Below are 23,589 nucleotides of genomic sequence, written 5' to 3'. Positions count from 1 at the left end.
GTTCCGTCCCATATGCCGCGCGACGTCCACGAGATCGGCGCCTACTTGTTGAGCCAGTCGTTCCAGGCGTCGACGGCGTCGTTGAAATGCTCCGCGTAATAGGCGGTGCTCGTGGCGATCGTCTTCTCGGCGATGTCGGGATTGGTCACGAGCAGCGCTTCCATGTCCGGAGGAAGCTTCGGCTTGGCGTCGCGGGTCACCGGGCCGTAGGGCAGCAGCTCGTCGAGACGGGTCTGGGCCTCGGCGCTCGTCGCATAGGCGATGAACTTCATCGCCGCGTCTTTGTTCTTCGAGCCCTTGAGGACGGCGAGGGAATCCGTGTATCCGAGATTGTCCGCCCATTGCGGCACATAGGGCGCGCCGTTGCGCGTGGCTTCGAGGAAGCGGCTGGCCCAAGCCTGGACCATGACCGGCGTTTCCGCCTCCATGAGCTGCTGCTGTTCCGAGCCGGTGTTGTAGAAGACGATGCTGTCCTTGATGCTGTCGAGCTTCCTGATCGCGCGGGGGAGGTCCAGGGGATAGAGTTCGTCGCGCTTCACGCCGTCGGCGAGAAGGGCGGCTTCGAGGGCGCCGCTCGTCGCGTAGTTGTGCAGCGCCCGCTTGCCCGGATATTTCTGCAGATCGAAGAAGTCGGCCCAGTTCTGCGGCGGGTTGTCGCCGACCATGTCCTTGTTGTAGGCGAGGAAGTACGAGGCCTTGTAGGACGGGACGAAGCACGTGGAGTAGTCCGACGCCTCGAACCCGCTCGTATCGACGATCGTCGTGTCGATCGGCTCGAACAGCACGCCGCACTGCTTCTCGATGAAGAAGGGCTCGGCCGTCAGGACGTCCCACGTCACCTGGCCGGACTTCACCTGGATTTCGGCCTTCGCGTAGTCGCTGGGGGCGTCCATCACCACGTTGATGCCCGTCGCCTCGATGAACGGCTCGACGATGGCGCTCTTCTGCGCATCGGCGGCGACGCCGCCGTAGGTCACATAGGTGATCGTGCTTTCCTGGGCGGATGCAGGCACCGCGAGGACGCAGCCCAAGGCGAGCGCCCGGGCAAGCGGCATGCTGTATTTCGTTGAGCTCGATTTCATGGTTCCCTCCCATTTTCGGACCGGCGGTCCGGTGAATTGCGAACGTCCAAGAACCTAGGCGGCGCTTCGATGGAGTTCGGCGGTCGCGCCCCCGTCGACCGCATAGGCGACGCCGTTCACGTAGCTCGCCGCCGGCGAAGCCAGGTAGTCGACGACGCCGGCGATCTCGGACGGCAGGGCAAAGCGCTTCAGCGGCACGACGCCGTGCCAGTATTCGGCTTCGGGCCCGGATGCGTTCGCGGCGAAGGCCGCCGACATGGGTGTCTCCACGAAGGCGGGGCAGACGCAGTTTGCGCGCAGGCCGCGCCCGCCGAATTCGCATGCCAGCGATCGGACAAGGCCGATCACCGCATGCTTCGACGCGCAGTAGACCGAGAACCCGGGGCAGCCGACCAGTCCGGCGTCCGAGGCGATCGCGATGAAGCGCCCCGCGCCCGTCTCGATCAGGCTCGGGAGAGTGGCCTGCGCGGTCAGGAAAACGCCCTTGGCGTTGACCGTCATCACCCGGTCCCAGTCGACCTCGCTTGCCGTCAGAAATCCGCCGTAGGTGTCCACGCCCGCACTCGCCACCGCCACGTCCAGGCGGCCGAAACGCGACACCGCGGCGTGAACGGCGCGCGCGAGGTCCGCCGAGTTGCCGACGTCGCCTTCAAGGGCGAGAGCCTCGCCGCCGGCGGACGCGATCGCCGAGGCGACCTCGACGGCACCGGCCAGGTTGCGATCAAGCAGGCAGACCGGTCCCGAGCCGGCCAGGCGCCGCGCGATCTCGGCGCCGATGCCGGAAGCGGCCCCCGTGACGAATGAAACCCCCATCGACGTCTCCTCCACGTCCCCCGACAATCCATGCCCGCATTGGCGTTTTGGACTGATCGGTCAATACAAACTTGCATCTGTCTCCAAATCTTGTCAATGGATAAAAGTCCTCTTCGGACGAACGACACGGGAGCAGGCAGGTGACGCAAGACAGCACTTCGAATGCGACGGCGCCGAAGCGCGTCGAGACCTTCACGCGCAGAAAGGATCCCAAGCGGGAAATTCGCGAAGCGGCTGAAAGGCTATGGTCGCAGCGTGGATTCCATGCGACCGGGATCCAGGACCTGTGCGAGGAAGTGTCGATGGGGCGTGGCGCTCTCTACTACCACATCAAGAGCAAGGAGGACCTTCTGCTCGACATCAGCCTATTCTACCTGGAAAAGCTGATCGAGGACGGCCAGAACATCCTGAAGGAGAAGGCGACCCACACGGAGCTGCTCTACAAGCTCAGCCACAACCTCATGAGGAACATAGCCGAGCACAGGGACGGCTGGACCGTCTTCTTCGCCGAGATCCGGTCCCTTCAGGGCGAGCGAAGGGATCAGGTCCTCGCCCGCCGCGGCGTCTACGAGGATATCTGGCTCTCCGTCATAGAGCAGGGCACGGCCGCCGGCGAGTTCCAGGAGACGTCGAGGCTGCTGGTGAAGGGCGTGCTGGGCATGCACAACTACTCCTATCTCTGGCTCCAGCCGGACGGCTCCGCGACCCCCGAGCAGATCGGCTCGATCTTCATGGACACGATCCTGAACGGAATCCATTCGCGCCGGAACGGGTGAGGTCGGCGGCCGTTGCCGCCCCGGCCCTTACTTGCCCCGGATCTCCATGGAGCGGGCCCGTTCCCGCAACGCGAACTTCTGGATCTTCCCCGTCGCCGTCTTCGGGATCTCCGAGAAGAAGAAGCGCGACGGCGTCTTGTAGCCGGCGAGATGCAGGCGGCAGAACGCGCGCAGCTCGGTCTCGTCCACCATCACGTCTTTGCGGAGCTCGATGAAGGCGACGGGCGTCTCGCCCCACTTGTCGTGCGGCATCGCGACGACGGCCGCAAGCAGGACGGCGGGATGGCGGTGAAGGACGTTCTCGACCTCGAGGCTGGAGATGTTCTCCCCGCCGGAGATGATGATGTCCTTCGAGCGATCGCGGATTTCGATGTTTCCGTCGGGATGACGGACGGCAAGGTCGCCGGTATGGAAGACGCCGTCGCGGAAGGCCTGCGCCGTCGCGTCGGCATCGCGATGGTAGCCCGCCATCAGCGTGTTTCCGACAAGGACGATCTCCCCCATCGTCCTTCCGTCCGCCGGAACGTCGTTGCCGGCCGCATCGACAACGCGGGCCCGGCTGGCCGTCGCATGGCGCATCCCCTGCCGCGCCAGCGCGCGCGCGATCTCGGCGGCCGGCCTGGCACGCTCTTCCTCCGTGAGGTCGCACACCGTCGCCGGGCCGTAGGATTCGGTCAGGCCGTAGAGATGGACGAGGTCGAATCCCAGCGCGCCGAGCTGCTCGATCAGGGTTTCCGTGGGCGCGGCCCCGCCGGTCGCCACCCTGACGCGGTTGGCGGGATTGCGCATCTCGCGCGCCGGATGGTTGAGCAGCATGTAGAGAACGACCGGCGCGCAGGCGAGGTGGGTAATGCCGTGCGCCTCGGTTGCCGCAAAAACCAGCGCCGGGTCGGGCCGGTCGATGCAGACGTGCAGCCCGCCGGCCGCCGTGACCGCCCAGGTATGGCACCAGCCGTTGCAGTGAAACATCGGCAGGGTCCACAGGTACTTCGACCGCGTCGTCAGCCCCAGGGCAAGCACGTTGCCGACGGCATTGAGATAGGCGCCCCGGTGGGTGTACACGACGCCCTTGGGACGTCCCGTGGTTCCGGACGTGTAGTTGACGCAGAGCGGCTGCCATTCATCCGCGATCGCGCCGAGGTCCAGAGCGGGGGCGATGCCGTCCTCCGCCAGAAGATCGAGCGCATTGCCGCCGGACGTCTCGCCACGCGGGCAGGAAAGGACATGAAGCGCCACGCCGTGCGGCACGGCCTGCGACGCGACCGCGAGGCATTCGGCATCGCTAATCAGGATCCTGCTTTCGCAATGGCCGAGGATATAGCCGACGGCATCGGCATCGAGACGGGTGTTGATCGTGTTGAGAACGGCACCCAGCATGGGCACGGCATAATGCGCGGCGAGCATCTCCGGGCGATTGGCGGCCATGACGGAGACCACATCGCCGGCACGGATCCCCGCCGTGCGGAGGAAACGCGCGAAACGGTCGACCATCCGCGCGAACGCACGGTACGTCCACGTCGTGTCGCCCCAGGCCACGGCCTCCCTGTCGCCGTGGACCTCGACCGACCTGACAAGGAATTCGACCGGCGTGAGCGGCGGATGGTTGGCCGGCCGCGGAGCCAGATGCGGTTCCAGATGCATGGTCGCCCCCCTCCCGTTCGTCTTCAGCCCGCAACCTGCCAGCGCCAGAAGCCGGCCCCCTCGCTCTCGAGCCTGCGGTTCAGGACCATCTTGTGCACTTCGTCCGCGCCGTCGACGAGCCGCGCCTGCCGGGCATAGCGATAGATCCACTCGAGCACCGTGTCCTTCGAGTAGCCGCGCGCGCCGCAGATCTGGATTGCCGTGTCGGAGGCCTGGTGCAGCAGGTTGGCGACGTGCACCTTGGCCATCGACACCTCCTTCTGCGCGTAGCCGCCGCGATCGAGCTCCCATGCCGCCTTCATCACCAGAAGCCGCCCGATCTCGATCTTCATGGCGAGGTCGCCCAGCATCATCTGGATGGATTCGCGCTTCGACAGCCGGCTGCCGAAGGCGAAGCGCTCGGCGGCGTAGGTGCGCGCTATCTCGACACAGCGCTTCGACAGTCCCAGCCAGCGCATGCAATGCGTCAGCCGCGCCGGCCCCAGCCGCATCTGCGTCAGCTTCAGGCCGTCGCCCTCCTCCAGCAGGACGTTCTCGGCGGGGATCTCCAGCCCCTCGAACACGAGCTCGCAATGCCCCCCGTGCTCCTCCGGTCCCATGATCGGAATCCTCCGGTCTATGCGCCAGCCGGGCTGGTCGCGGTCGAACAGGAACGCGGTCAATCCCTTCCGCGGATCGTCCGACGTGCGGGCCAGGAGGATGAAGTGCTGCGCCTCGGCCGCCCCGGTGATGAACCACTTGCGCCCGCGCACCACGTAGCGGTCGCCCCGTCTCTCCGCCGTGGTCAGCATCATCGACGGATCGGAACCGCCGCCCGGATGCGGCTCGGTCATCGCGAAGGACGACCGTACCTTGCCCTCGACGATGGGCATGAGCCAGCGTTCCCTTTGCTTCGGGGTCGCCGCCATCTCCAGCACCATCATGTTGCCGTCGTCCGGTGCGGCCGCGTTGAACACGACCGGCCCGAAGATGGAGCGGTTCATTTCCTCGTAGCACACCGCCATGCCGGCGCGGCCGAGGCCCTGGCCGCCGTTCTCGGGCTTCAGCTGAAGGCACCACAGTCCCTCCGCCCTTGATCCAGCCCGCAGGTCGGCCAGGGAATCGAGGCTTATGTTCTCATGCGCGTCGAACGCCGACGGGGCCTGCTCCAGCGGCATGATCCGGGTTTCGACGAAATCCGCGATGCGGCGGCGAAACTCTTCGGTGCGAGGGTCGATCGTGAAATCCATGAGTCCATGTCCCCGATGGCGCGGGAAGCGATGCCGCTTCCTGGAAGCGTCCCGATCGCCCGCCCTCTCTTTCCTTTTGCGAGTATCGCTTCTATTCTCGCGCACAGTCAATATTTAAATCGATCGCTCGATTTTTTTAAAGGAGGCCGACATGCCAGCCCTGACGCCGCGCACGCTCGACACGGCCGAAATCTGCCGCCGCATGATCGAACGCAACGCCGCCATCATCCGCGTGCAGAAGGAGCGCATGGCGCTGCCGAAGCTGATCAGGATCGTCGAGGCGACGCTGTCCCTCGCGCGCCGGCAGGGATTTCACGCGACCAGCCTGCGGGAGCTCGCTGCGGAGGCGGGCATGTCCATGGGAGGGCTCTATGCGTATTTCGATTCCAAGAACTCGCTGCTCCGCATGATGGTCACCGAGGTGTCGAGCACGATCGTCGAGTTTCTGACCGATGCCCCGGAGGACGTCGCCGCCGACCCGCACCGCCATCTGGACTGGCTCATCCGAACCCATATCGACGTGACGGACAGGATGCACGCCTGGTTCGCCTTCTCCTACATGGAGGCCCGTTTCTTCGCGCAGGAGGAACGCGACATCGCGCTCGACGGGGAACTGGCGACCGAGAAGATCTTCGCTTCGGTTCTCCAGGATGGCGTGGACAAGGGATGCTTCCACATCGATGACGTCGGCCTGACCGCGGCCCTGCTCAAGCCGCTGCTGCAGGACTGGTACGTGAAGCACGGGAAATACCGTCGACGCGGGATATCCGCGCAGAAATACGCCGACGTCGTCATCGAACTGTTCCACAGGGCCATCGTCCGGAAAGACGGCTCCGCCTGAGCCGCTTCCGCACCCAGGCGTATCCCGCTCGGACGGCACGCCAGGCAATTGTGCACAACCCTTAATTTTGTTATGTGCTTGAGACAATTTTTCCAGATGCCGGAGGCGGTATGTCGACCTTGGTTTGGGTGGAACTGTCGTACAACAAGACCGAGGCCCAGTCGCGTCAGTCTGATAGCTTCGAGAAGTTGTATCTGGCCGGGAAGGTTGTCGCATACCGCTGGGGGACGATATTCGATCCGAACGAAACCTCGGTTCCATATTATTCCGGATGGTCCTACGATCCCAACAACGGCTACGACTACTACGAGGTGTCCATTGCCGCCGTCCATCTTTCGAAGAAAGATGTTTCGGAATCCGTGCCGGGGTTCGAATCCTATAACTGGAGCCCGAGAAAATATGTCTCGATCGTCGTCGACGACATCAGCCAGATACCCGTCGACCTTCTGCAACGCTCGACCGCCGATATCGTCACGGAGCAACTGAGCGCAAGCTTCGAAACGCTGGTTTCGGCCTATGCATCCGCCAACGGCTTCAGTCTCGCCGCCAATGTAATAACCACCTACGGCCTTCACAAAGCCCTGCAGAAAGGCGTTTCCTCCCTCGTCGACGTCGTCGAGAAGGGCATGAACGGACAGATTTCTCCCGACCAGATGGGGCTGATGGGAGAAGCGGTCGTCAAGAACATGATCCTTGATATGGCCAAGGTCCAGGGCGTCCCGCCGATCTTGCTGGATGCGATGCGGCATACGTCCTATGTCATCAATCGCGATGCCCCGTCGGTCGAGAATGCCGTCGAGGTCGTCATGGACGACACGATCCACGGACGAAACGCCTACGACGCCATCGTGCTGGGGCTCGGGGCGAATGACGTGATCCTGGCCGGCACCGGAGACCACACGATCTCCGGCGACGTCGGCGACGATGTCCTGATCGGCAACAGTGGACGGGATCGGCTCGTCGGCGGCTACGACAACGACTATCTCTACGGCGGGGCGGGCAACGACACCCTCGTTCTCGACCTGAAGCAGACGGCCACGCTGGACACCGATTACATGGACGGCGGCGCGGGCGCGGCGGACACGCTGTTCATAACGGGATCGTGGTACACCGGCATCGTCCTGAATCTGGCGACGAGGACGGTGACGATCAAGAACGACAGCCACGCCCTTGTGAATTTCAGGAACATCGAGGTTTTCAAGGTGGCGGCAAGCAACGTCACCGTCCTCGGTTCTTCCGGCGCCGACAGGATCTATGCCCAGGGCAAGGGAAACGTCGTCCATGCCGGCGCCGGAAACGACCTTCTTTATGGCGGGGCGAACGCCGACAAGCTGTATGGTGATGCCGGCAACGACGTCTTTCTCGGCGGCGCGGGTGCCGACAGGTTCCATGGTGGCGCGGGGTCGGACACGGCTTCCTATGCCACCGCCAAGGCCGGCGTGATCGTATCCCTCGCGAAATCCCGCCTGAACACGGGCGACGCGAAGGGCGATGCCTACAGTTTGATCGAAAACCTAGTCGGCTCCTCGTTCTCCGACAGGCTGTACGGAAATGCCGCGGCCAATGTCCTCGACGGCGGGAAGGGGAACGACCGCCTCTACGGCGGAGCCGGCAGCGACAAGCTCCATGGCGGCAGCGGCAAGGATCTGCTGAAGGGCGACGCCGGCAACGACAGGCTCTACGGCGGTGCGGGAGCCGACAAGCTTTACGGCGGCAGCGGAAAGGATGTCTTCCTCTTCAAGTCGGTCAAGGATTCGACCGCCTCCGGCCGCGACACGGTCTACGACTTCTCGCGAAAGCAGGGCGACAGGATCGACCTGAAGGCGATCGACGCCGATGCGACGTCCGGCGGCAACCAGGCCTTCAAGTTCATCGGCACCGAGACGTTCCACAAGAAGGCAGGGGAACTGCGCTACGAGAAGAAATCCGGCGACACGTTCGTGCATGGCGACGTGAACGGCGACGGAAAGGCGGATTTCGTAATCAGGTTCGACGCTTCGATCGCCTTCGCCAAGGGCGATTTCATCCTTTGATCCGCCGCATCGCGGCGGTCTCGGGCCGGCCGAAAGCCGGCGGCCGACGACCCGACCTGAGGGCCGGGCGTGATCGCCCTGCCGCGCGAAGTGGCGGTCGCGCCTTGCGACAAGGTGCGTCTTGCGCGTGTCCGGCCGGAATGGTCTCCTGCGGTCGTTGCGGAGGGGCATCATCATGTACGAGCGTATCCTTGTTTCCAGCGACGGATCGGCCACCGCGCAGGCGGGCGTCGATCACGGGCTGGAACTGGCGAGAAAACACGGAAGCAAGGTCACGGCCGTGACGGTGACGGAGCCGCTCGGCGGGCAGTTTGCCTTCGCGTTCGACCTCTGGTCGCCGAGCGAAGCCGAAATCGAGGCCTTCGACACGTCGCAGGCGCTCATCGCGCAACGGATCCTGGGGCCGATCCGCGAGAAGGCCGAGGCGCTCGGCGTGCCGATCGAGACGATCCACGTCCCTCGCAGGCTGGTTGCCGGGGCCCTGCTGGAGATCGCCGAGAAGAAGGGCTGCACCCTGATCGTTATGTCGTCCCACGGCCACACCGGCCTGTCGCGCGTCATGCTCGGCAGCCAGGCGGCGGAGGTGGCGGAGAACGCCAAGGTTCCGGTGCTCATCGTTCGCTGACGGCGCGAGGCCGCCCGCCGCTCACGGCCGCGGCGTGAGCGAGAGATAGGCCATGCGCTTCATCTCCTGGCGCGACTTGGTCACGACGTCGAGGATCAGGCCGGCGAAGATGGAGAGGCAGCCGGTGACGACCAGGCCGACGGAGAGCACGGCGGTCGGAAGCCGCGGCACGAGGCCGGTCTCGAAATAGGTGACGAAGACCGGCACCGATATGCCGACGGCGCAGACGAGGAGCGCCAGGCCGATCATCGAGAAGAAGGCCAGCGGCCGTTCGTCCTTGATGAGGCGGGCGATGAGCATCAGGATCCGCCAGCCGTCGCGGAAGGTGTTGAGCTTGCTGACAGATCCCGGCGGACGCTCCTTGTAGGGCGCGGAGATCTCCGCCATCGGCATGCGCATCTCGAGTGCGTGGACGGTGAGCTCCGTCTCGGTCTCGAAGCCGCTGGACATCGCCGGGAACGACTTGACGAAGCGGCGCGACAGGACCTTGTAGCCGGAGAGCATGTCGGTCGACTGGCGGCCGAAGAAGAAGCGCACCATGTCCGTCAGGACCGCGTTGCCGAGCCGGTGGCCGGGACGGTAGGCCTCGGCCGCCGTCGAGACCCGGGCGATGTTGACGAAGTCCACGCCGTCCGAAAGCACGCCGTCGATCGCCCTGGCCGCCGCCGGCGCCGAATAGGTGTCGTCCCCGTCGACCAGCACATAGACGTCGGCCTCGATGTCGGCGAACATGCGCCGCACCACGTGGCCCTTGCCCTGGCGCGTTTCGGAACGCACCACGGCGCCGGCCTCTCTCGCGATCTCCGCGGTGCCGTCCTTCGAATTGTTGTCGTAGACATAGACCGTCGCCTGCGGCAGCGTGAGACGGAAATCCGTCACGACCGATGCGATGGTGGCTGCCTCGTTGTAGCAGGGGATCAGGACGGCGATGCGCGGCGGCCTCATGCCCGCCAGTTGACGGCCGTCGGAATTCGTATTGATTTCATGCAAAGCAGTCATGAAAGTTCCGTACTGGCTTTATGCCGGGGACGTAACCTCACGTCTCCGGCGCATGTCGAATGGATACGCGTGCCATTGTTGACGGCAGCGGAAACGCACCTTTGTCGCGAAGTCAAATCTTACCGAATTGACTTTAAATAAAGTTTAACGAAGTGGATTTACTTCACGTTTACGATTGCCGGGTGTCCGGCGTTCCTTCCGCAATCGTGCCGGCCGTCCGAGGTCGCGCCGTCGATCCATGCTCGTGCGGGATCATCGAACCCTGATCCACCTGTCCGGCCTCCTCGTCTCGTTACGACGGCCATCGCCATGCTTGCCGATCGGGGAAGCGTTCCGGACGCCCGCTATCCTCCGTCGATGCCATAGCCGTCCTGCCGGCCGGGAACATTCCGGCCGTGCGCGCATTCGCCCGGAAAGGAGGAACGCGCCATGAATTCACGCCCGAGCGACAGGTCCGGCAGGCTTTCGCCGTCGGAAACGCCCGATCCCGATGTCGAGGATCCGCATCCCGGCAGCGTTTCGGACGGAACGCATCCGGAGGCCGACGAAAGCAAGCGGGTCCGCAAGGACGGGGCCGGCGTCGAGGACCGCACCGAGCGGAAGCAGGCGGTCGATCCGGCGCTCATGCCCGGCGGAGACCCGGCGGGCGCCGCTTGACCGTTGCCGCCGTACGGCTTCCTGATAAGCTGCGCGAAGCCGCCGCATTCTCCGGCGGCGGCGAACGCTTGGGGGGAGCCGGCATGTCTCGCATCGTCTTTGCAACAGGGATGTTTCTGGGCCTCGCCCTGGCGTCGCCGCTTCACGCCGCGACCCTGGTCTGCGCGCCCGTCGCGGTCGCGGAGGAGATCGGAACGCCGGGGCCGCTGACGATATCGGCGGCCGACAGGGAACTGGGCAATCCCGTTCTGTTCTGGATCGACACCGAGACCGGGGACCTGCAGGAGCATGCCGACGGCGGCGACCGGTTCATCACCTATACGGGCAGGCTCGACCGGCAGGCTGGCGGCGGGGACGTCTTCCTCGCCCGCCATGCGGAGCAGAACGAGCTCTACCGCATCGACCTCGGCGTCTCCGTCCATCCCTTCCAGCGCAGCGTGGACGGCGCGCTGACGGCGATCGGCGCCTGCGTGCCCGCCTCCATGGGCGAGCTGCCGGACGAGGACGCCGCCCCGGTCTGGCCGTTCACCTACAAACGTGGAAAGAAATAGGCGGCGACCTCACAGGAAATCGTCGCGGCGCGGCGTGAAGGTGTCGACCAGCAGGCCGTCCGTCAGCGCGACGACGCCGTGGACGAGGTCCGGGGCGACGATGAAGCTGCTGCCGGGGCCGAGGCGGGTCGTCGTGCCGTCGACGGTGACGTCGAAGCTGCCCTCGGCGACGTAGCTCACCTGCGTATGCGGATGCGAATGCAGCGCGCCGACGGCGCCCTTCTCGAAGCGGAAGGCGACGAGCATCATTTCCGGACGGTGGCTCAGCACCGCGCGGCGGTTGCCGGGCGCAACCTCCGTCCAGACGAGGTCCTCGGGCAGGGTGTGGAAGGGCTGCATGGTGTTTCCTTTCAGCGGGCGAGCCAGCCGCCGTCGACCGGCAGGATGGTTCCGTGCACGTAGTCCGACGCCGGGGCGGCGAGGAAGATCGCGGCGCCGACCATGTCGTCCGGCCGCGCCCAGCGCCCCGCCGGAATGCGTTTCAGGATGTCGGCGTTGCGCTCCGGATCGGCGCGAAGCGCGACGGTGTTGTTGGTCTCGACATAGCCGGGGGCGATGGCGTTGACGTTGATGCCGCGGGCCGCCCACTCGTTCGCCATGAGCTTCGTCAGGCCGGCAAGGCCGCTCTTGGCGGCCGTGTAGGACGGCACGCGGATGCCGCCCTGGAAGGAGAGCAGCGAGGCGATGTTGACGATCTTCGCCCGCCGTTCGGCGGCGATCGCCGCGCGGGCGAAGGCCTGGCAGAGGAAGAAGACGGATTTCAGGTCGGTGTCGAGCACCGCGTCCCAGTCATCCTCCGTGAAGTCCAGCGTGTCGGCGCGGCGGATGATGCCGGCATTGTTGACGAGGATGTCCGGCCTTGCGCCCGCCGCGAGCGCCCGGGCGACGACGTCGCCGGCGGCGCCCGCCTCGGAGAGGTCGGCGGCAAGGGCGAGGAAGCCGCGGCCGGCCGCGCGCACCTCCGCCTCCGTCTCCGTCATCGCGGAGCGGCCGACGGCGACGATGTCGGCGCCGGCCTGCGCCAGCCCGACGGCGATGGCGCGGCCGATGCCGGTATTGGCGCCGGTGACGATGGCCGTGCGGCCGGAAAGATCGAAGAGGGTCATCTGAGCGCGTCCATCGGCACCTTGTCCATGTCGGTGAAGCTCATGTTGTCGCCGGCCATCGCCCAGATGAAGGAATAGCGGCCGGTGCCGGCGCCGGAATGGATCGACCAGCCCGGCGACAGCACCGCGTCGTGGTTCTTGAGCACGAGGTGGCGCGTCTCGCCCGGCTCGCCCATGAAGTGGAAGATCCGCGTTGCCTCCTGCATGCCGAAATAGAGATAGACCTCCATGCGCCGGTCATGCACGTGCGCCGGCATGGTGTTCCACACCGAACCGGGCTCGAACATGGTGATGCCGAGGAGGAGCTGGCAGCTCTCGCAGACCTCCGGGTGCACATATTGCTGGATCGTGCGGGCGTTCGATTCCTCCGCCGAGCCGGTGCGGACCTTCTTCGCCATGTCGCGGGTGATGCGCACGGTCGGGCAGGACCGGTGCGCGGGGGCGCTGAGGAGATAGAAGAGGGCGGGCTCGGCCGGATCGGCGCTCGAAAAGCCGAGCGCGCCTTCGCCCATGCCGACATAGAGCGCCTCCTCGTAGCCGAGCGGATGGTCCGTGCCGCCGGCGGTGACGGTGCCCGGCCCGCCGATATTGACGATCGCCGCCTCGCGCCGTTCGAGGAAGCGGTCGGTGCCGGTCTCGGCGACGCGGTCGATGATCAGCGTCCCGGAGACCGGGGCGATGCCGCCGACGATCATCCGGTCGAGATGGCTGTAGGTGAGGTTGATTGCGCCCGGGCGGAACAGGTCCTCGATCAGGAAGCCGTCGCGCAGGCCCTGGGTGTCGCGCCTTGCGGCGTCCTGCGGCCCGACGACCTGGCGGGTTGTCACGGAAATGGTCACGGTATTTGCCTCTTTCTGGAATGGGTCACGTCAGCACGACATATTCGGTGAGCTGGCTGATCGTCGTGTCGGCCTTGTCGACGTCGAAGACCTTGGTGCCGTGGCTCATGATCACGAACCGGTCGCAGACCTGGTAGGCGTGGTAGAGATTGTGCGTCACCAGCACGCTGGAGACGTTCTCCGCCTTGAGCTTGAGCACCTGGTTCAAGAGCGCCTCCGTCTCGCGCACGGACAGCGCCGAGGTCGGCTCGTCGAGCAGCAGGATGCGCTTCTTGAAATAGACGGCGCGGGCGATGGCGACCGCCTGCTTCTGCCCGCCGGAGAGGTTGCCGACCAGCGTGTCGGGTGAGTCGATGCCGGAGATGTGCACGGCGTTCTGCAGCACCTCCATGGCGATCTCGCGCATCTCGCGCTGGCGCAGGAACCCGAAGGCGTCCGTCAGCTCCCGCCCCATGAAGATGTTGCGGGTGATGGAGAGGGAATCGACCAGCGCAGTGTGCTGGTAGATCGTCTCGATGCCGGCCTCGGCGGAATCCGAGCGGCAAGTGAAGGTGGTCTTGCGGCCGTCGATGCTGAGGTGGCCTTGCGTCGGCTTGTGGATGCCGGAGATCAGGTTGACGGTCGTCGACTTGCCGGCGCCGTTGTCGCCGAGCAGGCCCACCACCTCGCCCTCGCCGATATGGAAGCTGAGGTCGCGCAGGGCGGTGAGGGCGCCGAAGCTCTTGGAGACGTTGTGCAGTTCGAGAAGCGGCGCCATCACGCGATCCCCCGCCGTTCGATGAGATGGTTGAAGATGGCCGCGAGCACGATCAGCGTGGCGATGAACATGTCGAGGTAGAAGCCGGGGGCGCGCAGGAGCAGCAGCACGTCGGTGATGGTGTGGATGAGCAGCACGCCGAGGAAGATGCCGACGATCGAGCCGCGCCCGCCGCGCAGCGACAGTCCGCCGATGACGCAGGCGGCGATCGCCTGCAGCTCGAGGCCGGCGCCTTGGCCCGGCTGCACGCTGCCGACGCGGGCGGTGGCGAGGATCCCGGCCATGGCCGCCATGCCGCCGGCGATCGCGAAGGCGGTGAGCTTCACCCGGTCGGTGTTGATGCCGATCGCGGTCGCGGCCCCCCGGTTGCCGCCGGTGGCGAAGACGTGGTTGCCGAAGCGGTGGCCGTGCAGCAGGAAATGGAAGCCGACGACGAAGAGGATGATCCAGAGGAAGGCGGCGTTGATGCCGAGGACCGTGCCCGAGAAAAGGGCGGAGAAGGCGGGTTCCGGATCGAAGCGCACCTGCACCGCGCCGTTGTAGAGCAGCACCGCGCCGCGCCAGAACAGGAGCCCGCCGAGCGTGACGATGAAGGAGGGCAGGCCGAAGCGCAGCGTGATCGTGCCGTTGAGGAGGCCGATCAGGATGCCGGCGAGGATGCCGAGCGGGGCCGCGAGGAAGGCGCTCATGCCGGCATTGACGAGGCTCGCCATCAGCACGGCCGTGAAGGTGTAGACGGAGCCGATGGAGAGATCGAACTCGCCGGCGATCATCAAGACGCCGGCGCCGAGCGCCAGGCAGCCGAGCACGGGGATCGCCTTCATCAGGATCGTCAGGTTCTGCGGCGAGAGATAGCGGAATTCGTTGGGGTAGATGAGGGCGCCGGCGATGCAGGCGATCTGCAGCGCCATGAAGACGAGGAAGATCGCGCCGGCGGGCATCGCCATGATCTGCCTCGGGAGCGATTGCTTTTGCGTCCGCGAGCGCGGCGCGGCGGTGTCTGCGGGGATGGGGGTCACGGTCTGGCACTCGATCGTTGGGGGAGGGGAACCGACATGTGCGGCCGGTTCCCCGCCGGAGGCGGTTAGCGATAGGTGCCGATCAGCGGCTTCAGCGTGCCGATGCGCGACTTGTCGAGGAAGGCGCCCTGTCCCGTGTCGATGTCGGTGGGGGTCAGGCCGTATTTCTTGGCCAGCGCGATCTGGGCGATGGGGTAGTAGCCCTGCAGGTAGGGCTGCTGGTCCATGGTGGCGAACATCGCGCCGGACTCGACCGCGTTGACGATCTCGACCGCGAGGTCGAAGCCGCCGAACGGGATGTCGACGCCGGCGTCCTTGATCGCGCCCGCGCCGACGGTCGACGTGACCGAGCCGGTGCCGAACAGGGCCTTGACGCCCGGATTGGCGATCAGGAACTGGGCGATGATGTTCTGTGCCTCGGCCGGATCGAGGCCGGCACGCACCGTCTCGACCTTGATGCCGTTCTCGCCCATCGCCTTCTCGATGCCGCCGCCGCGGGCGACGGCGAAGCTCGCCTCGGGGATCTCGCGCGGATTGAAGACGACGTCGCCTTCCTTCAGCCCGAACTCCTTGATCATGCGGTTGCCAAGCTCGTAGCCGGAGGCGAACTCGTCCATGCCGACATAGGCCTGGCGGCAATTGCCCTTGGCGCCTTCCAGGTCGTCGTTGTTGAAGCCGATGACGACGATGCCGGCCTTGACGGCGGCGCAGATGCTGTCGTCGAAGGCGTCGGACGAGGAGATGGCGACGGCGATGCCGTCGACGCCGCTGGCCGTCGCGCTCTCGATCAGGTCGTTCTGGCGCACCGGGTCGTTGTTGGCATATTGCACGTCGAGATCGACGCCGAACTGCGCGGCGGCGTCTTGCGCCCCCTTCACCACCGGATTAAAGAACTGGACACTGGGGTCCAGGTAGATGATCATCGTCGCCTTGACGTCGGCGGCGAGCGCCGTCGAGCCGAGCATGGTGGCAAGGCCCGCGGCGACAGCCGCGGTTCTCAACCTGGTCAACTTCATTTGCGTATCCTCCCTTTGGATGTGCAATGCGGGTCGAAAGACCCAGGTCCCGGCTGGCGGGCTCCGACCAAAGATCGCGCCAGCCGGGATTTCCCTCCTTGAAGCGCCGCGGGACGCGGCCTTCCTTATGCGAACCAGGGCGCCGGGCGCCCGAGCGTCACGTGGACGCCCTTGAACTGCGAATATTCGTCGAAGCCGTAGCGGCCGAGCTCCCGGCCCAGCCCGCTCTTCTTGTAGCCGCCGATCGGCAGCTCCGGCGTGCCGTCGATGACGCTGTTGATCCAGCAGCGGCCGGCGCGGATGCGGCGGATGCTCTGCAGCGCGTTTTCGAGATTGGTGGACCAGACGCAGGCCGAAAGCCCGTATTCGCTGGCATTGGCGAGCGCGACCGCCTCGTCCGCCGTCCTGAAGGTCAGCGTCGACAGCACCGGCCCGAAGATCTCCTCGCGAGCGATGGACATGTCCGGCGTCACGCCGGCAAAGACCGTCGGCGCATAGTAGAGGCCGGCGTCGCGGCCGATCCGCTCGCCGCCGAGAAGCAGCTTCGCGCCTGCGGCGACACCGGCTTCCACGTAGGAATGCACCTTCTCGGCATGGGCTTCCGAGATCATCGCGCCGATCTTGGTGCGTTCGTTCAGCGGGTCGCCGAAGGTTACCCTGCGCGAGATGTCGAGAAGGCGCTCCATCAGCGCGTCGCGGATGCTCTCCTCGACCAGGAGGCGGCTGCCGGAGATGCAGCACTGGCCGGCATTGTGGTAGACGCCGTAGGCGATGCCGTCGGCGGCCGCGTCGAGGTCGGCGTCGGCGAAGACGATCTGCGGGCCCTTGCCGCCGAGCTCCAGCCCGACGCGCTTGACGCTGCGCGCGGCGATCTCGCCGAGCTTCGTGCCGACGCGCACGGAACCGGTGAAGGCGACCATGTCCGTGCCCGGGTCCTCGGCCAGCACCTGGCCGGCCGGATCGCCGTAGCCGGTGACGACGTTGAAGACGCCGTCGGGAATGCCGGCCTCGCGGGCGAGCTCGGCCATGCGGATCGAGGTGCCGGAGGTGAACTCGGAGGGCTTCAGCACCACGGTGCAGCCGGCGCCGATCGCCCACGGCACGCGCTCGGAGGCGATGATGAAGGGGAAGTTCCACGGCGTGATGATGCCGACGACGCCGACCGGCTCGCGCAGCACGAGGCCGAGGCGGTCGTCGCCGATATTGTTGTGGCTCTGGCCTTCCAGCGCGCGGGCCTGCCCGGCCGCATAGGACCAGAGGTCGGCGCAGAAGCCGATCTCGCCGCGCGCCTGCGCGATCGGCTTGCCGACTTCCAGGCTCTCGGCGAGCGCCAGCTCCTCCTGATGGGAAAGGATGAGGTCCGCCACCTTGAACATCAGGCGGGAGCGCTCCGCCCCCGACATGCGCGGCCACGGGCCGGTGTCGAAGGCGCGGCGCGCGGCGGCGACGGCGGCGCGCACGTCGTCGGCCGAGGCGTCCGGCCAGGTGCCCACCACCATGCCGGCATGGCCGGGGCTGACGCGGTCGATCGTCCTGCCGGAGGCCGCATCGACGGACTTGCCATCGACAAGCATCCGGTAGCGGGATTTAATGCCGAGCCGGGGATCGTTGGAATCGGGTGCGATGAAGTTTGGCAGCAATATCTTTCCTCGGCCGGGCACGCGGGTGCCGGCCCCTCCCTGTCGTTCATCCGGCTTTTCGGGCCGCCGGATTTCTGTTGCGCTTAAGATGTATGGTACTGTATGGTGGTTCGAAGCGGATGTCAACGCATGACGGCGGCGAAAGAGATGAACCTTGAATCCCTGAAGATGGACACCGGCGAGACGGCGGCGGCACAGGTCGAGCGTGACCTTCGCGAGCAGATCATCCGGCTGGAGCTCGCCCCCGGCACGCGCCTCTCCGAGCAGGAGATCGCCACCCGCATGGGCGTGTCGCGCCAGCCGGTGCGCGAGGCGCTGATCGCGCTCGGCAAGTCGAAGCTGGTCGAAATCCGCCCGAACCGCGGCACGGTGGTGGTGCGCATCTCGGCGCGGCAGATGACGGAGGCGCGCTTCGTGCGCGAGGCGATCGAGGTGGCGGTGGCGCGGCGGGCGAGCGAGAGCTTCGATTCCTGGACGCGGCGGCGCATCGACGCGATCCTCACCCGGCAGAAGGCGGCGATGGAGGCGCACGACCACAACGCCTTCCGCCGCGAGGATGAGCAGTTCCACATCGCCATCGCCGAGGGGGCGGGCTGCGGGCTCGCCTGGAACGCCATATCCGACATCAAGGCGCACATGGACCGGGTCTGCAACCTGCAGCTCCGCCACCCGGATTCGATGACGAAGCTGATCGGCGAGCACGAGGCGATCATCGCGGCGATCGACGCCAGGGACGCCGAGGCCGCGGCCGGCGCCATGCGCGGCCATCTCAACGGCATCCTCGCCGACCTGCCGCAGATCGAGGCGGCCCATCCCGAGCTGTTCGAGTGAGGGCCGCAGGGCGAGGGCAGGGGCGGTGCGGAGCGCCGGCTTTAACCGAAAATTAACGACCCCTGACTAACTCTTTGCCCATCGGGAGAACCCTGCCGAAGGACATGCCGCGCCGGAGCGACACCGGCGATCCTGTTCCAGGACGGGCCTCGCCTCGGCGCAGGAATCCGAAGCCGCCCGCCGGCTCCGGATGCATGATGTCCTTCCAGCGCGCCGGCTCGCCAGAGCCATGTATTTTCAATCTTTTCCGACCTGTGCTCGCGTATTGCCGCCGACATGGCATTGCGGGGAACGAAGAGGCCCTTAGCCTTATGCGTTCCCGGTGTCAGGAAATGACTTTGCGAATTGGAAGGTAGGCCCATGACATCGATCGTTCCCACGCTGTCCGTCAGCCAGATCCGGGCCCTCTCGCCGGCCTCGATCCAGGACTGGACCGCGCAGGACGTGGCCGCCCTCAGCGCGGAGCAGATTGGCGCGCTGAACGCGCGCCAGGTCGCCGCCATCGGCGCGCAATATGTCAATTCGCTGAACGCACAGCAGATCGGCGCCGTCTCGCCGAGCGCGATCGTCGGCCTGACGGCCGACCAGCTCGCCGTCCTGTCCTCGCAGCAGATCCAGGTGCTGTCCACCGGGCAGGTGGCCGCGCTCTATTCGAAGCAGATCGGCGCGCTCGAATCCGACCAGATCGCCGCCTTCACGAGCGGGCAGATCGCCGTTCTCGGCCTCAACGAGCTCCGGGCGCTCTCGCCCGAGGACATCGCGACCTTCACCACCGACGAGATCGCGGCGATCCGTCCCGATGCGCTGCCGGGCCTGTCGACCGATGCGGTCGCCGCCCTTTCCGCCGGCCAGGTGGGCGCGCTTTCCACCGCCCAGATCGCCGCCCTGTCGCCCGGCCAGACCGCCGCCCTCTCGGCCGATCACTTCGCCGCGATGAACACCGCGCAGGTCGGCGCGCTCGGCGTGCGCCAGGCCTCCGGCCTCGACGTGACCCTGCTTTCGACCGCCCAGACCGCCGCGCTCTCGACGAGCCTCGTCGGCGCGCTCAAGAGCGGCCAGGCCGCGGCACTCTCGGCCGAGCAGGCCGCCGCGCTCACGAGTGGCCAGATCGCCGCCCTGTCGGCGGTGGCGCTGCGGGCGATGGCGCCGGAGAATGTCGCGACCTTCACGGCCGCCGAGATCGCGGCGATCGCCACGAGGTCGCTGACCGGCCTCACCCCGGAAACGCTCGGCGCGCTTTCCACCGCCCAGGTGGCGGCGTTCACCACCGAGCAGGTCGCCTCCCTCTCCACCGCCCAGCTCGCCGCGCTGTCGCCCGAGCAGGTCGGTGCGCTGAACACGTCGCAGGTCGCCGCACTGACCGCCCGGCAGGTGGCCGGCTTCGACGTGACGGCGCTTTCGGCCGCCCAGACGGCGGCCCTGTCGACCGCCTTCGTCGCCGCGTTGAAGAGCGACCAGCTCGCCGCACTCTCGACCGACCAGGCCGCGGCGCTCACGAGCAGCCAGGTCGCGGCCCTGTCGGCAGGCGCCATCGCCGGCCTGGAGGCCGAGGACATCGAGACCTTCACGACGGCGGAGATCGCCCTCATCAAGACGCAGTCGCTGTCGCGGCTGTCGGCGAACGCCGTCGCGGCGCTTTCCAGCGCACAGCTCGCCGCGCTGACGACGGCGCAGGTCGCCGCGCTCTCGACCCTGCAGCTTGGGGCGCTCACGCCCGAGCAGTTCGGGTCGTTCGACACGGCGCAGGTCGCCGCGCTGGGCCCGCGGCAGGTCGCGGGCTTCGACGTGGCCGTCCTGTCGACGGCGCAGACGGCGGCCCTGTCGACGGCCTTCGTCGCCGCGCTGAAGAGCGATCAGCTCGCAGCGCTCTCGACCGACCAGGCCTCGGCGCTGACGAGCGGCCAGGTCGCCGCGCTCTCGGCAACGGCGCTCGCCGGCCTGGAGGGCGAGGATATCGCGACCTTCACGACGGCGGAGATCGCGCTCATCAAGACGCAGGCGCTGCCGCGTCTGTCGACCGGCGCGCTCGTCGCCCTGTCCACGGGCCAGATCGGCGCCCTGAGCGAAGGCCAGGTGGCAGCACTCTCCACCGCCCAGCTTGCCGCGATGACGCCGGAGCAGGTCGGCGCGCTGAGCACTGCGCAGATCGGCGCGCTGGCCGCGCGCCAGGCCGCGGGGCTGGACATCACCCTGCTTTCCACCGGGCAGACGGCCGCCCTGTCGACCGCCCTGATCGCCGGCCTGAAGAGCGACCAGATCGCCGCCCTTTCCACCGGCCAGGCGGCCGCGCTGACGAGCGACCAGGTCGTGGCCCTGTCGGCAGGCGCCATCGCCGGCCTCGAGGCCGAGGACATCGGGACCTTCACGACGGCGGAGATCGCGCTCATCAGGACGCAGGCGCTGTCGCGCCTGTCCACCGCCGCTCTCGGCGCCCTCTCCACCGCGCAGATCGCGGCGCTCACCGATGCGCAGATCGCGGTGCTTTCCACCGCCCAGCTCGCCGCGCTCGCGCCGGGGCAGGTCGGCGCGTTGAGCACGGCCCAGGTCGGCGCGCTGACCGGGCGCCAGGCCGCGGGCCTCGACGTGACGGCGCTTTCCACCGCCCAGACGGCCGCGCTCTCCACCGGCCTCGTCGCCGGGCTGAAGAGCGGCCAGGTCGCGGCGCTTTCGACCGCCCAGGCGGCCGCGCTGACGAGCAGCCAGGTCGCCGCGCTCTCCGCCGCCGGCATCGCCGGCCTGGAGGCCGAGGACCTGGAGACCTTCACGGCCGACGAGGTGGCGCTGATCAATGCGCGGGCGCTGTCGCGGCTCTCCGCCGATGCGGTCGCCGCCCTGACGAGCGGCCAGATCGCCGCGCTGAAGACCGGGCAGATCGCCGCCCTGACGAGCGACCAGATCGTCGCGCTGACGAGCGACCAGATCGACCTCCTCGATTCGACGCAGATCGGCGCGCTGACGAGCCGCCAGATCGCGGCGATGCTGCTGGAGGACATCCAGACCTTCAAGACCGAGGAGATCGCGGCGATCAACACGCGGGCCGTGTCGGGACTGTCGACGGCCAACATCGCCGGCCTGAGCTCGGCGCAGCTCAACAGCCTCACGACGGCCCAGGCGCAGGCGATGAGCAGGGGCCAGATCGATGCGGTGGTCGCGGCCTACGTCGAATTCGGCACCTGACCGCCATCGCATTCGGACGAGAAACGGGAGCGGACGGCATGCTTGCGTGCCGTCCGTTTCGCGCGTTCGGACACGCGCGTGTTGTTGCAACGAAAACAAGAATTTGGCGCAGCATTAACGCTAAATTAAAGGCTCCCGAATAATTTTCTCGTGAATGCGAAAGTCCCGCGCGAAATATGGGCGCACGGGTGCTTTCACGCCGATGCAGGCGGGATGGCACCGGGCGCGGGGACGATTGCTTTCAAGGGCGTGGGGATCAGAGACGTTCGTTGCTCTGGATGCATGATGCCATTCCGATGCGCTGGCTCGCGCGAGCCATGTTTCACCTAGCACTATCGCCGGTCAAGGGCGGTGCCGGGCCTCAGGATGCCGTTTGCGGCACGGAGGACGGCGACGCCGCATCATGCGCACGGGTCTGTCGGCTCTTGCGGTGAGGCTCCTTGCGTTCACGGACGAGCGGCGGGTGATCACATCTGCCAACTTCAACCTTGGGGTACATTCATGTCACTCGCTACGTTTGTCTCGAACCTGTCCGTTTCGCAGATCAAGGGGCTTTCCACCACGTCGGTCAAGAATCTCGACACCGCCGCCGTCGCCGCCCTGAAGACCGAACACGTCGCCGCGCTCTCCTCCAGCCAGCTCGCCGTGATCGACAACGACGAAATCGAATCGCTGAAGCTCAGCAGCCTGTCGACGGGCGCCCTTGCCGGTCTCACGCTCGGTCAGCTCCAGAAGATCAACACCAGCACGGAAGCGGGCGTCGCTCTCGCCTCCGGTCAGATCTCGGGCCTGTCGACCGGCCTGATCAGCCAGCTCACCTCCACCGAACTGGACGCCTTCAAGACGGACCAGATCAAGGCCCTGACATCCAAGCAGATTTCGGCACTGGACGCTTCGCAGCTCAGCGCCGCCTCCATCGCCCATCTCGACGCGGCACAGGTCGGCAAGCTGACCTCGGCGCAGGTCACGGCTCTCGGCGACGCCGCCGCTGCCGCCCTGAGCTCCGCCCAGATCGCCGGCCTCTCCGCCGCGGGCGCCGCCGGCCTCCAGACGCAGGACATCGTCGCGCTCTTCAACGACTCGACGAGCGGTGCCGCCAACCTCGGCGCGCTCAACAGCAAGGCCGTCGCCAGCCTGTCCACCGCCAACATCGCAGCACTCGACGCTACCGGCGGCGGTGCGCTGACGATCGACCAGATCAAGTCGCTCACCACCGACCAGGTCGCCATCCTGACCGCCGACGAGGTCAGCGGCTGGGGCACCGACAAGGTCGCCGCCCTGTCGTCCAAGCAGATCCAGGCCCTGAACGTCGCCGCACTCGACAACACGCAGGCCGGCGCGCTGACGTCGGCCCAGATCGCGGTCCTGAGCAGCACCCAGATCGGCGCCATCAGCGACACGGCCTTCGGCGCCTGGTCCACCGACAAGCTCGCCGCCATCAGCGCGGCCGGCATTGCCGGCCTGACCGCCGCTCAGGCGGGCACGCTCGAGACGGGCGACGTCAACGCCCTGAACTCGAAGGCCTTCGCCGCCCTGTCCACCACGCACCTCGCGGCGCTGGACGAGGACGTCGTCGGCGGCCTGAGCACCGACCTCGTCAAGGTGCTGACGTCCGCCCAGATCGTGGCCCTGACCGACGACCAGGTCACGGCACTGACCAGCGCCCAGATCGGCGTCCTGTCGTCGAGCCAGATCGCGGCCCTCGAGGACGGCGATATCGCCCTCTTCGCGACCGGCGAGTTCGCGGCCATCAGCACGGCCGCCCTGAAGGGCCTGCAGGAAAACGACTTCATGGCCCTGACCGACGCCCAGATCGACGAACTGACGAATGGCCGGGTCCCGTCGCTCACGGACGACCAGACGAACTGGGTCGTCGCGGCCTACAACGACACCACCGTGTGATGACGAACGGCGCGGCTCCGGCCGCGCCGCAATCTTCCGCGGCAACGGGAACGGG

Annotated in this window: 21 protein-coding genes; 9 read left to right on the top strand and 12 right to left on the bottom strand. The window is 66.9% G+C overall.

Annotated features, from left to right (window positions below; all coding sequences use genetic code 11):
* Positions 1 to 41: 41 nt before the first annotated feature.
* Complete coding sequence (locus tag NNZ72_RS00460; RefSeq protein ID WP_257310989.1) at positions 42 to 1,082, bottom strand: polyamine ABC transporter substrate-binding protein; 1,041 nt, start codon at positions 1,080 to 1,082, stop codon at positions 42 to 44.
* 54 nt (positions 1,083 to 1,136) lie between these two features.
* Entirely contained in the window at positions 1,137 to 1,895 is a 759-nt protein-coding gene (locus NNZ72_RS00455; RefSeq protein ID WP_257310987.1) for an SDR family NAD(P)-dependent oxidoreductase, read from the bottom strand.
* Positions 1,896 to 2,035: 140 nt separating this feature from the next.
* Between NNZ72_RS00455 and NNZ72_RS00450 the strand changes: the two genes are divergently transcribed.
* Positions 2,036 to 2,671, top strand: coding sequence for a TetR/AcrR family transcriptional regulator (locus NNZ72_RS00450; RefSeq protein WP_257310985.1), 636 nt, complete (start codon positions 2,036 to 2,038; stop codon positions 2,669 to 2,671).
* A 27-nt stretch (positions 2,672 to 2,698) separates the two neighbouring features.
* Here the strand turns inward: NNZ72_RS00450 and NNZ72_RS00445 are convergent, their stop codons facing one another.
* Both NNZ72_RS00445 and NNZ72_RS00440 read right to left on the bottom strand, forming a co-directional pair.
* A complete protein-coding gene (locus tag NNZ72_RS00445) occupies positions 2,699 to 4,312 on the bottom strand; it encodes an AMP-binding protein (RefSeq protein ID WP_257310982.1) in 1,614 nt (537 codons plus the stop codon).
* A 23-nt stretch (positions 4,313 to 4,335) separates the two neighbouring features.
* Positions 4,336 to 5,541 (bottom strand): acyl-CoA dehydrogenase family protein, encoded by a 1,206-nt coding sequence (locus NNZ72_RS00440; RefSeq protein WP_257310980.1) that lies wholly within the window; start codon positions 5,539 to 5,541, stop codon positions 4,336 to 4,338.
* 151 nt (positions 5,542 to 5,692) lie between these two features.
* Here NNZ72_RS00440 and NNZ72_RS00435 point away from each other — a divergent pair, with 151 nt between their 5' ends.
* The 3 genes from NNZ72_RS00435 (at position 5,693) to NNZ72_RS00420 (ending at position 9,040) form a co-directional block, all read left to right on the top strand.
* Positions 5,693 to 6,382, top strand: coding sequence for a TetR/AcrR family transcriptional regulator (locus NNZ72_RS00435; protein WP_257310979.1), 690 nt, complete (start codon positions 5,693 to 5,695; stop codon positions 6,380 to 6,382).
* A 110-nt stretch (positions 6,383 to 6,492) separates the two neighbouring features.
* Positions 6,493 to 8,415, top strand: a complete 1,923-nt coding sequence (locus NNZ72_RS25410; RefSeq protein ID WP_306766136.1) for a calcium-binding protein — start codon at positions 6,493 to 6,495, stop codon at positions 8,413 to 8,415.
* Positions 8,416 to 8,590: 175 nt separating this feature from the next.
* Positions 8,591 to 9,040, top strand: coding sequence for a universal stress protein (locus NNZ72_RS00420; RefSeq protein ID WP_257310977.1), 450 nt, complete (start codon positions 8,591 to 8,593; stop codon positions 9,038 to 9,040).
* A 21-nt stretch (positions 9,041 to 9,061) separates the two neighbouring features.
* Here NNZ72_RS00420 and NNZ72_RS00415 read toward each other — a convergent pair whose 3' ends face one another.
* The gene (locus tag NNZ72_RS00415; protein WP_371747664.1) at positions 9,062 to 10,039 is read right to left on the bottom strand and encodes a glycosyltransferase family 2 protein; all 978 of its coding nucleotides are present in this window, start codon (positions 10,037 to 10,039) and stop codon (positions 9,062 to 9,064) included.
* Between the two features lie 429 nt (positions 10,040 to 10,468).
* On the opposite strand from NNZ72_RS00415, the gene NNZ72_RS00410 reads away from it, so the two are divergent.
* Together NNZ72_RS00410 and NNZ72_RS00405 are read left to right on the top strand one after the other, a co-directional pair.
* Positions 10,469 to 10,696, top strand: coding sequence for a hypothetical protein (locus NNZ72_RS00410; RefSeq protein WP_257310975.1), 228 nt, complete (start codon positions 10,469 to 10,471; stop codon positions 10,694 to 10,696).
* Positions 10,697 to 10,779: 83 nt separating this feature from the next.
* On the top strand, positions 10,780 to 11,247 hold the full coding sequence (locus NNZ72_RS00405; protein ID WP_257310973.1) for a hypothetical protein: 468 nt from the start codon (positions 10,780 to 10,782) through the stop codon (positions 11,245 to 11,247).
* A gap of 9 nt (positions 11,248 to 11,256) precedes the next feature.
* Here NNZ72_RS00405 and NNZ72_RS00400 read toward each other — a convergent pair whose 3' ends face one another.
* The 7 genes from NNZ72_RS00400 to NNZ72_RS00370 all read right to left on the bottom strand — a co-directional run bounded on the left by NNZ72_RS00400 (position 11,257) and on the right by NNZ72_RS00370 (position 17,624).
* Positions 11,257 to 11,586: a cupin domain-containing protein gene (locus NNZ72_RS00400; protein WP_257310971.1), complete on the bottom strand. Its 330-nt coding sequence runs from the start codon at positions 11,584 to 11,586 to the stop codon at positions 11,257 to 11,259.
* Between the two features lie 11 nt (positions 11,587 to 11,597).
* The gene (gene kduD / locus NNZ72_RS00395; RefSeq protein ID WP_257310969.1) at positions 11,598 to 12,353 is read right to left on the bottom strand and encodes a 2-dehydro-3-deoxy-D-gluconate 5-dehydrogenase KduD; all 756 of its coding nucleotides are present in this window, start codon (positions 12,351 to 12,353) and stop codon (positions 11,598 to 11,600) included.
* Positions 12,350 to 13,192 (bottom strand): 5-dehydro-4-deoxy-D-glucuronate isomerase, encoded by an 843-nt coding sequence (gene kduI, locus NNZ72_RS00390; RefSeq protein ID WP_257310966.1) that lies wholly within the window; start codon positions 13,190 to 13,192, stop codon positions 12,350 to 12,352. The genes kduD and kduI overlap by 4 nt, the downstream gene beginning before the upstream one ends.
* A 25-nt stretch (positions 13,193 to 13,217) precedes the next feature.
* Positions 13,218 to 13,949: an ATP-binding cassette domain-containing protein gene (locus tag NNZ72_RS00385; RefSeq protein WP_257310962.1), complete on the bottom strand. Its 732-nt coding sequence runs from the start codon at positions 13,947 to 13,949 to the stop codon at positions 13,218 to 13,220.
* Positions 13,949 to 14,968 (bottom strand): ABC transporter permease, encoded by a 1,020-nt coding sequence (locus NNZ72_RS00380; RefSeq protein WP_257310960.1) that lies wholly within the window; start codon positions 14,966 to 14,968, stop codon positions 13,949 to 13,951. Before NNZ72_RS00380 ends, NNZ72_RS00385 begins: the two co-directional genes overlap by 1 nt.
* Positions 14,969 to 15,033: 65 nt before the next feature.
* The gene (locus tag NNZ72_RS00375; protein ID WP_257310958.1) at positions 15,034 to 15,984 is read right to left on the bottom strand and encodes a sugar ABC transporter substrate-binding protein; all 951 of its coding nucleotides are present in this window, start codon (positions 15,982 to 15,984) and stop codon (positions 15,034 to 15,036) included.
* A gap of 125 nt (positions 15,985 to 16,109) precedes the next feature.
* Positions 16,110 to 17,624: an aldehyde dehydrogenase family protein gene (locus NNZ72_RS00370; RefSeq protein WP_257310955.1), complete on the bottom strand. Its 1,515-nt coding sequence runs from the start codon at positions 17,622 to 17,624 to the stop codon at positions 16,110 to 16,112.
* A 129-nt stretch (positions 17,625 to 17,753) separates the two neighbouring features.
* Between NNZ72_RS00370 and NNZ72_RS00365 the strand changes: the two genes are divergently transcribed.
* The 3 genes from NNZ72_RS00365 (at position 17,754) to NNZ72_RS00350 (ending at position 23,534) form a co-directional block, all read left to right on the top strand.
* Complete coding sequence (locus tag NNZ72_RS00365; protein ID WP_257310953.1) at positions 17,754 to 18,455, top strand: GntR family transcriptional regulator; 702 nt, start codon at positions 17,754 to 17,756, stop codon at positions 18,453 to 18,455.
* A 360-nt stretch (positions 18,456 to 18,815) separates the two neighbouring features.
* Positions 18,816 to 21,632, top strand: coding sequence for a hypothetical protein (locus tag NNZ72_RS00355; RefSeq protein ID WP_306766134.1), 2,817 nt, complete (start codon positions 18,816 to 18,818; stop codon positions 21,630 to 21,632).
* A gap of 501 nt (positions 21,633 to 22,133) precedes the next feature.
* Entirely contained in the window at positions 22,134 to 23,534 is a 1,401-nt protein-coding gene (locus NNZ72_RS00350; protein ID WP_257310951.1) for a hypothetical protein, read from the top strand.
* Positions 23,535 to 23,589 lie beyond the last annotated feature (55 nt).

The sequence above is a fragment of the Shinella pollutisoli genome, from assembly GCF_024609765.1.
GTDB lineage: Bacteria > Pseudomonadota > Alphaproteobacteria > Rhizobiales > Rhizobiaceae > Shinella > Shinella pollutisoli.
This window is presented reverse-complemented; position numbering and strand designations above follow the sequence as displayed.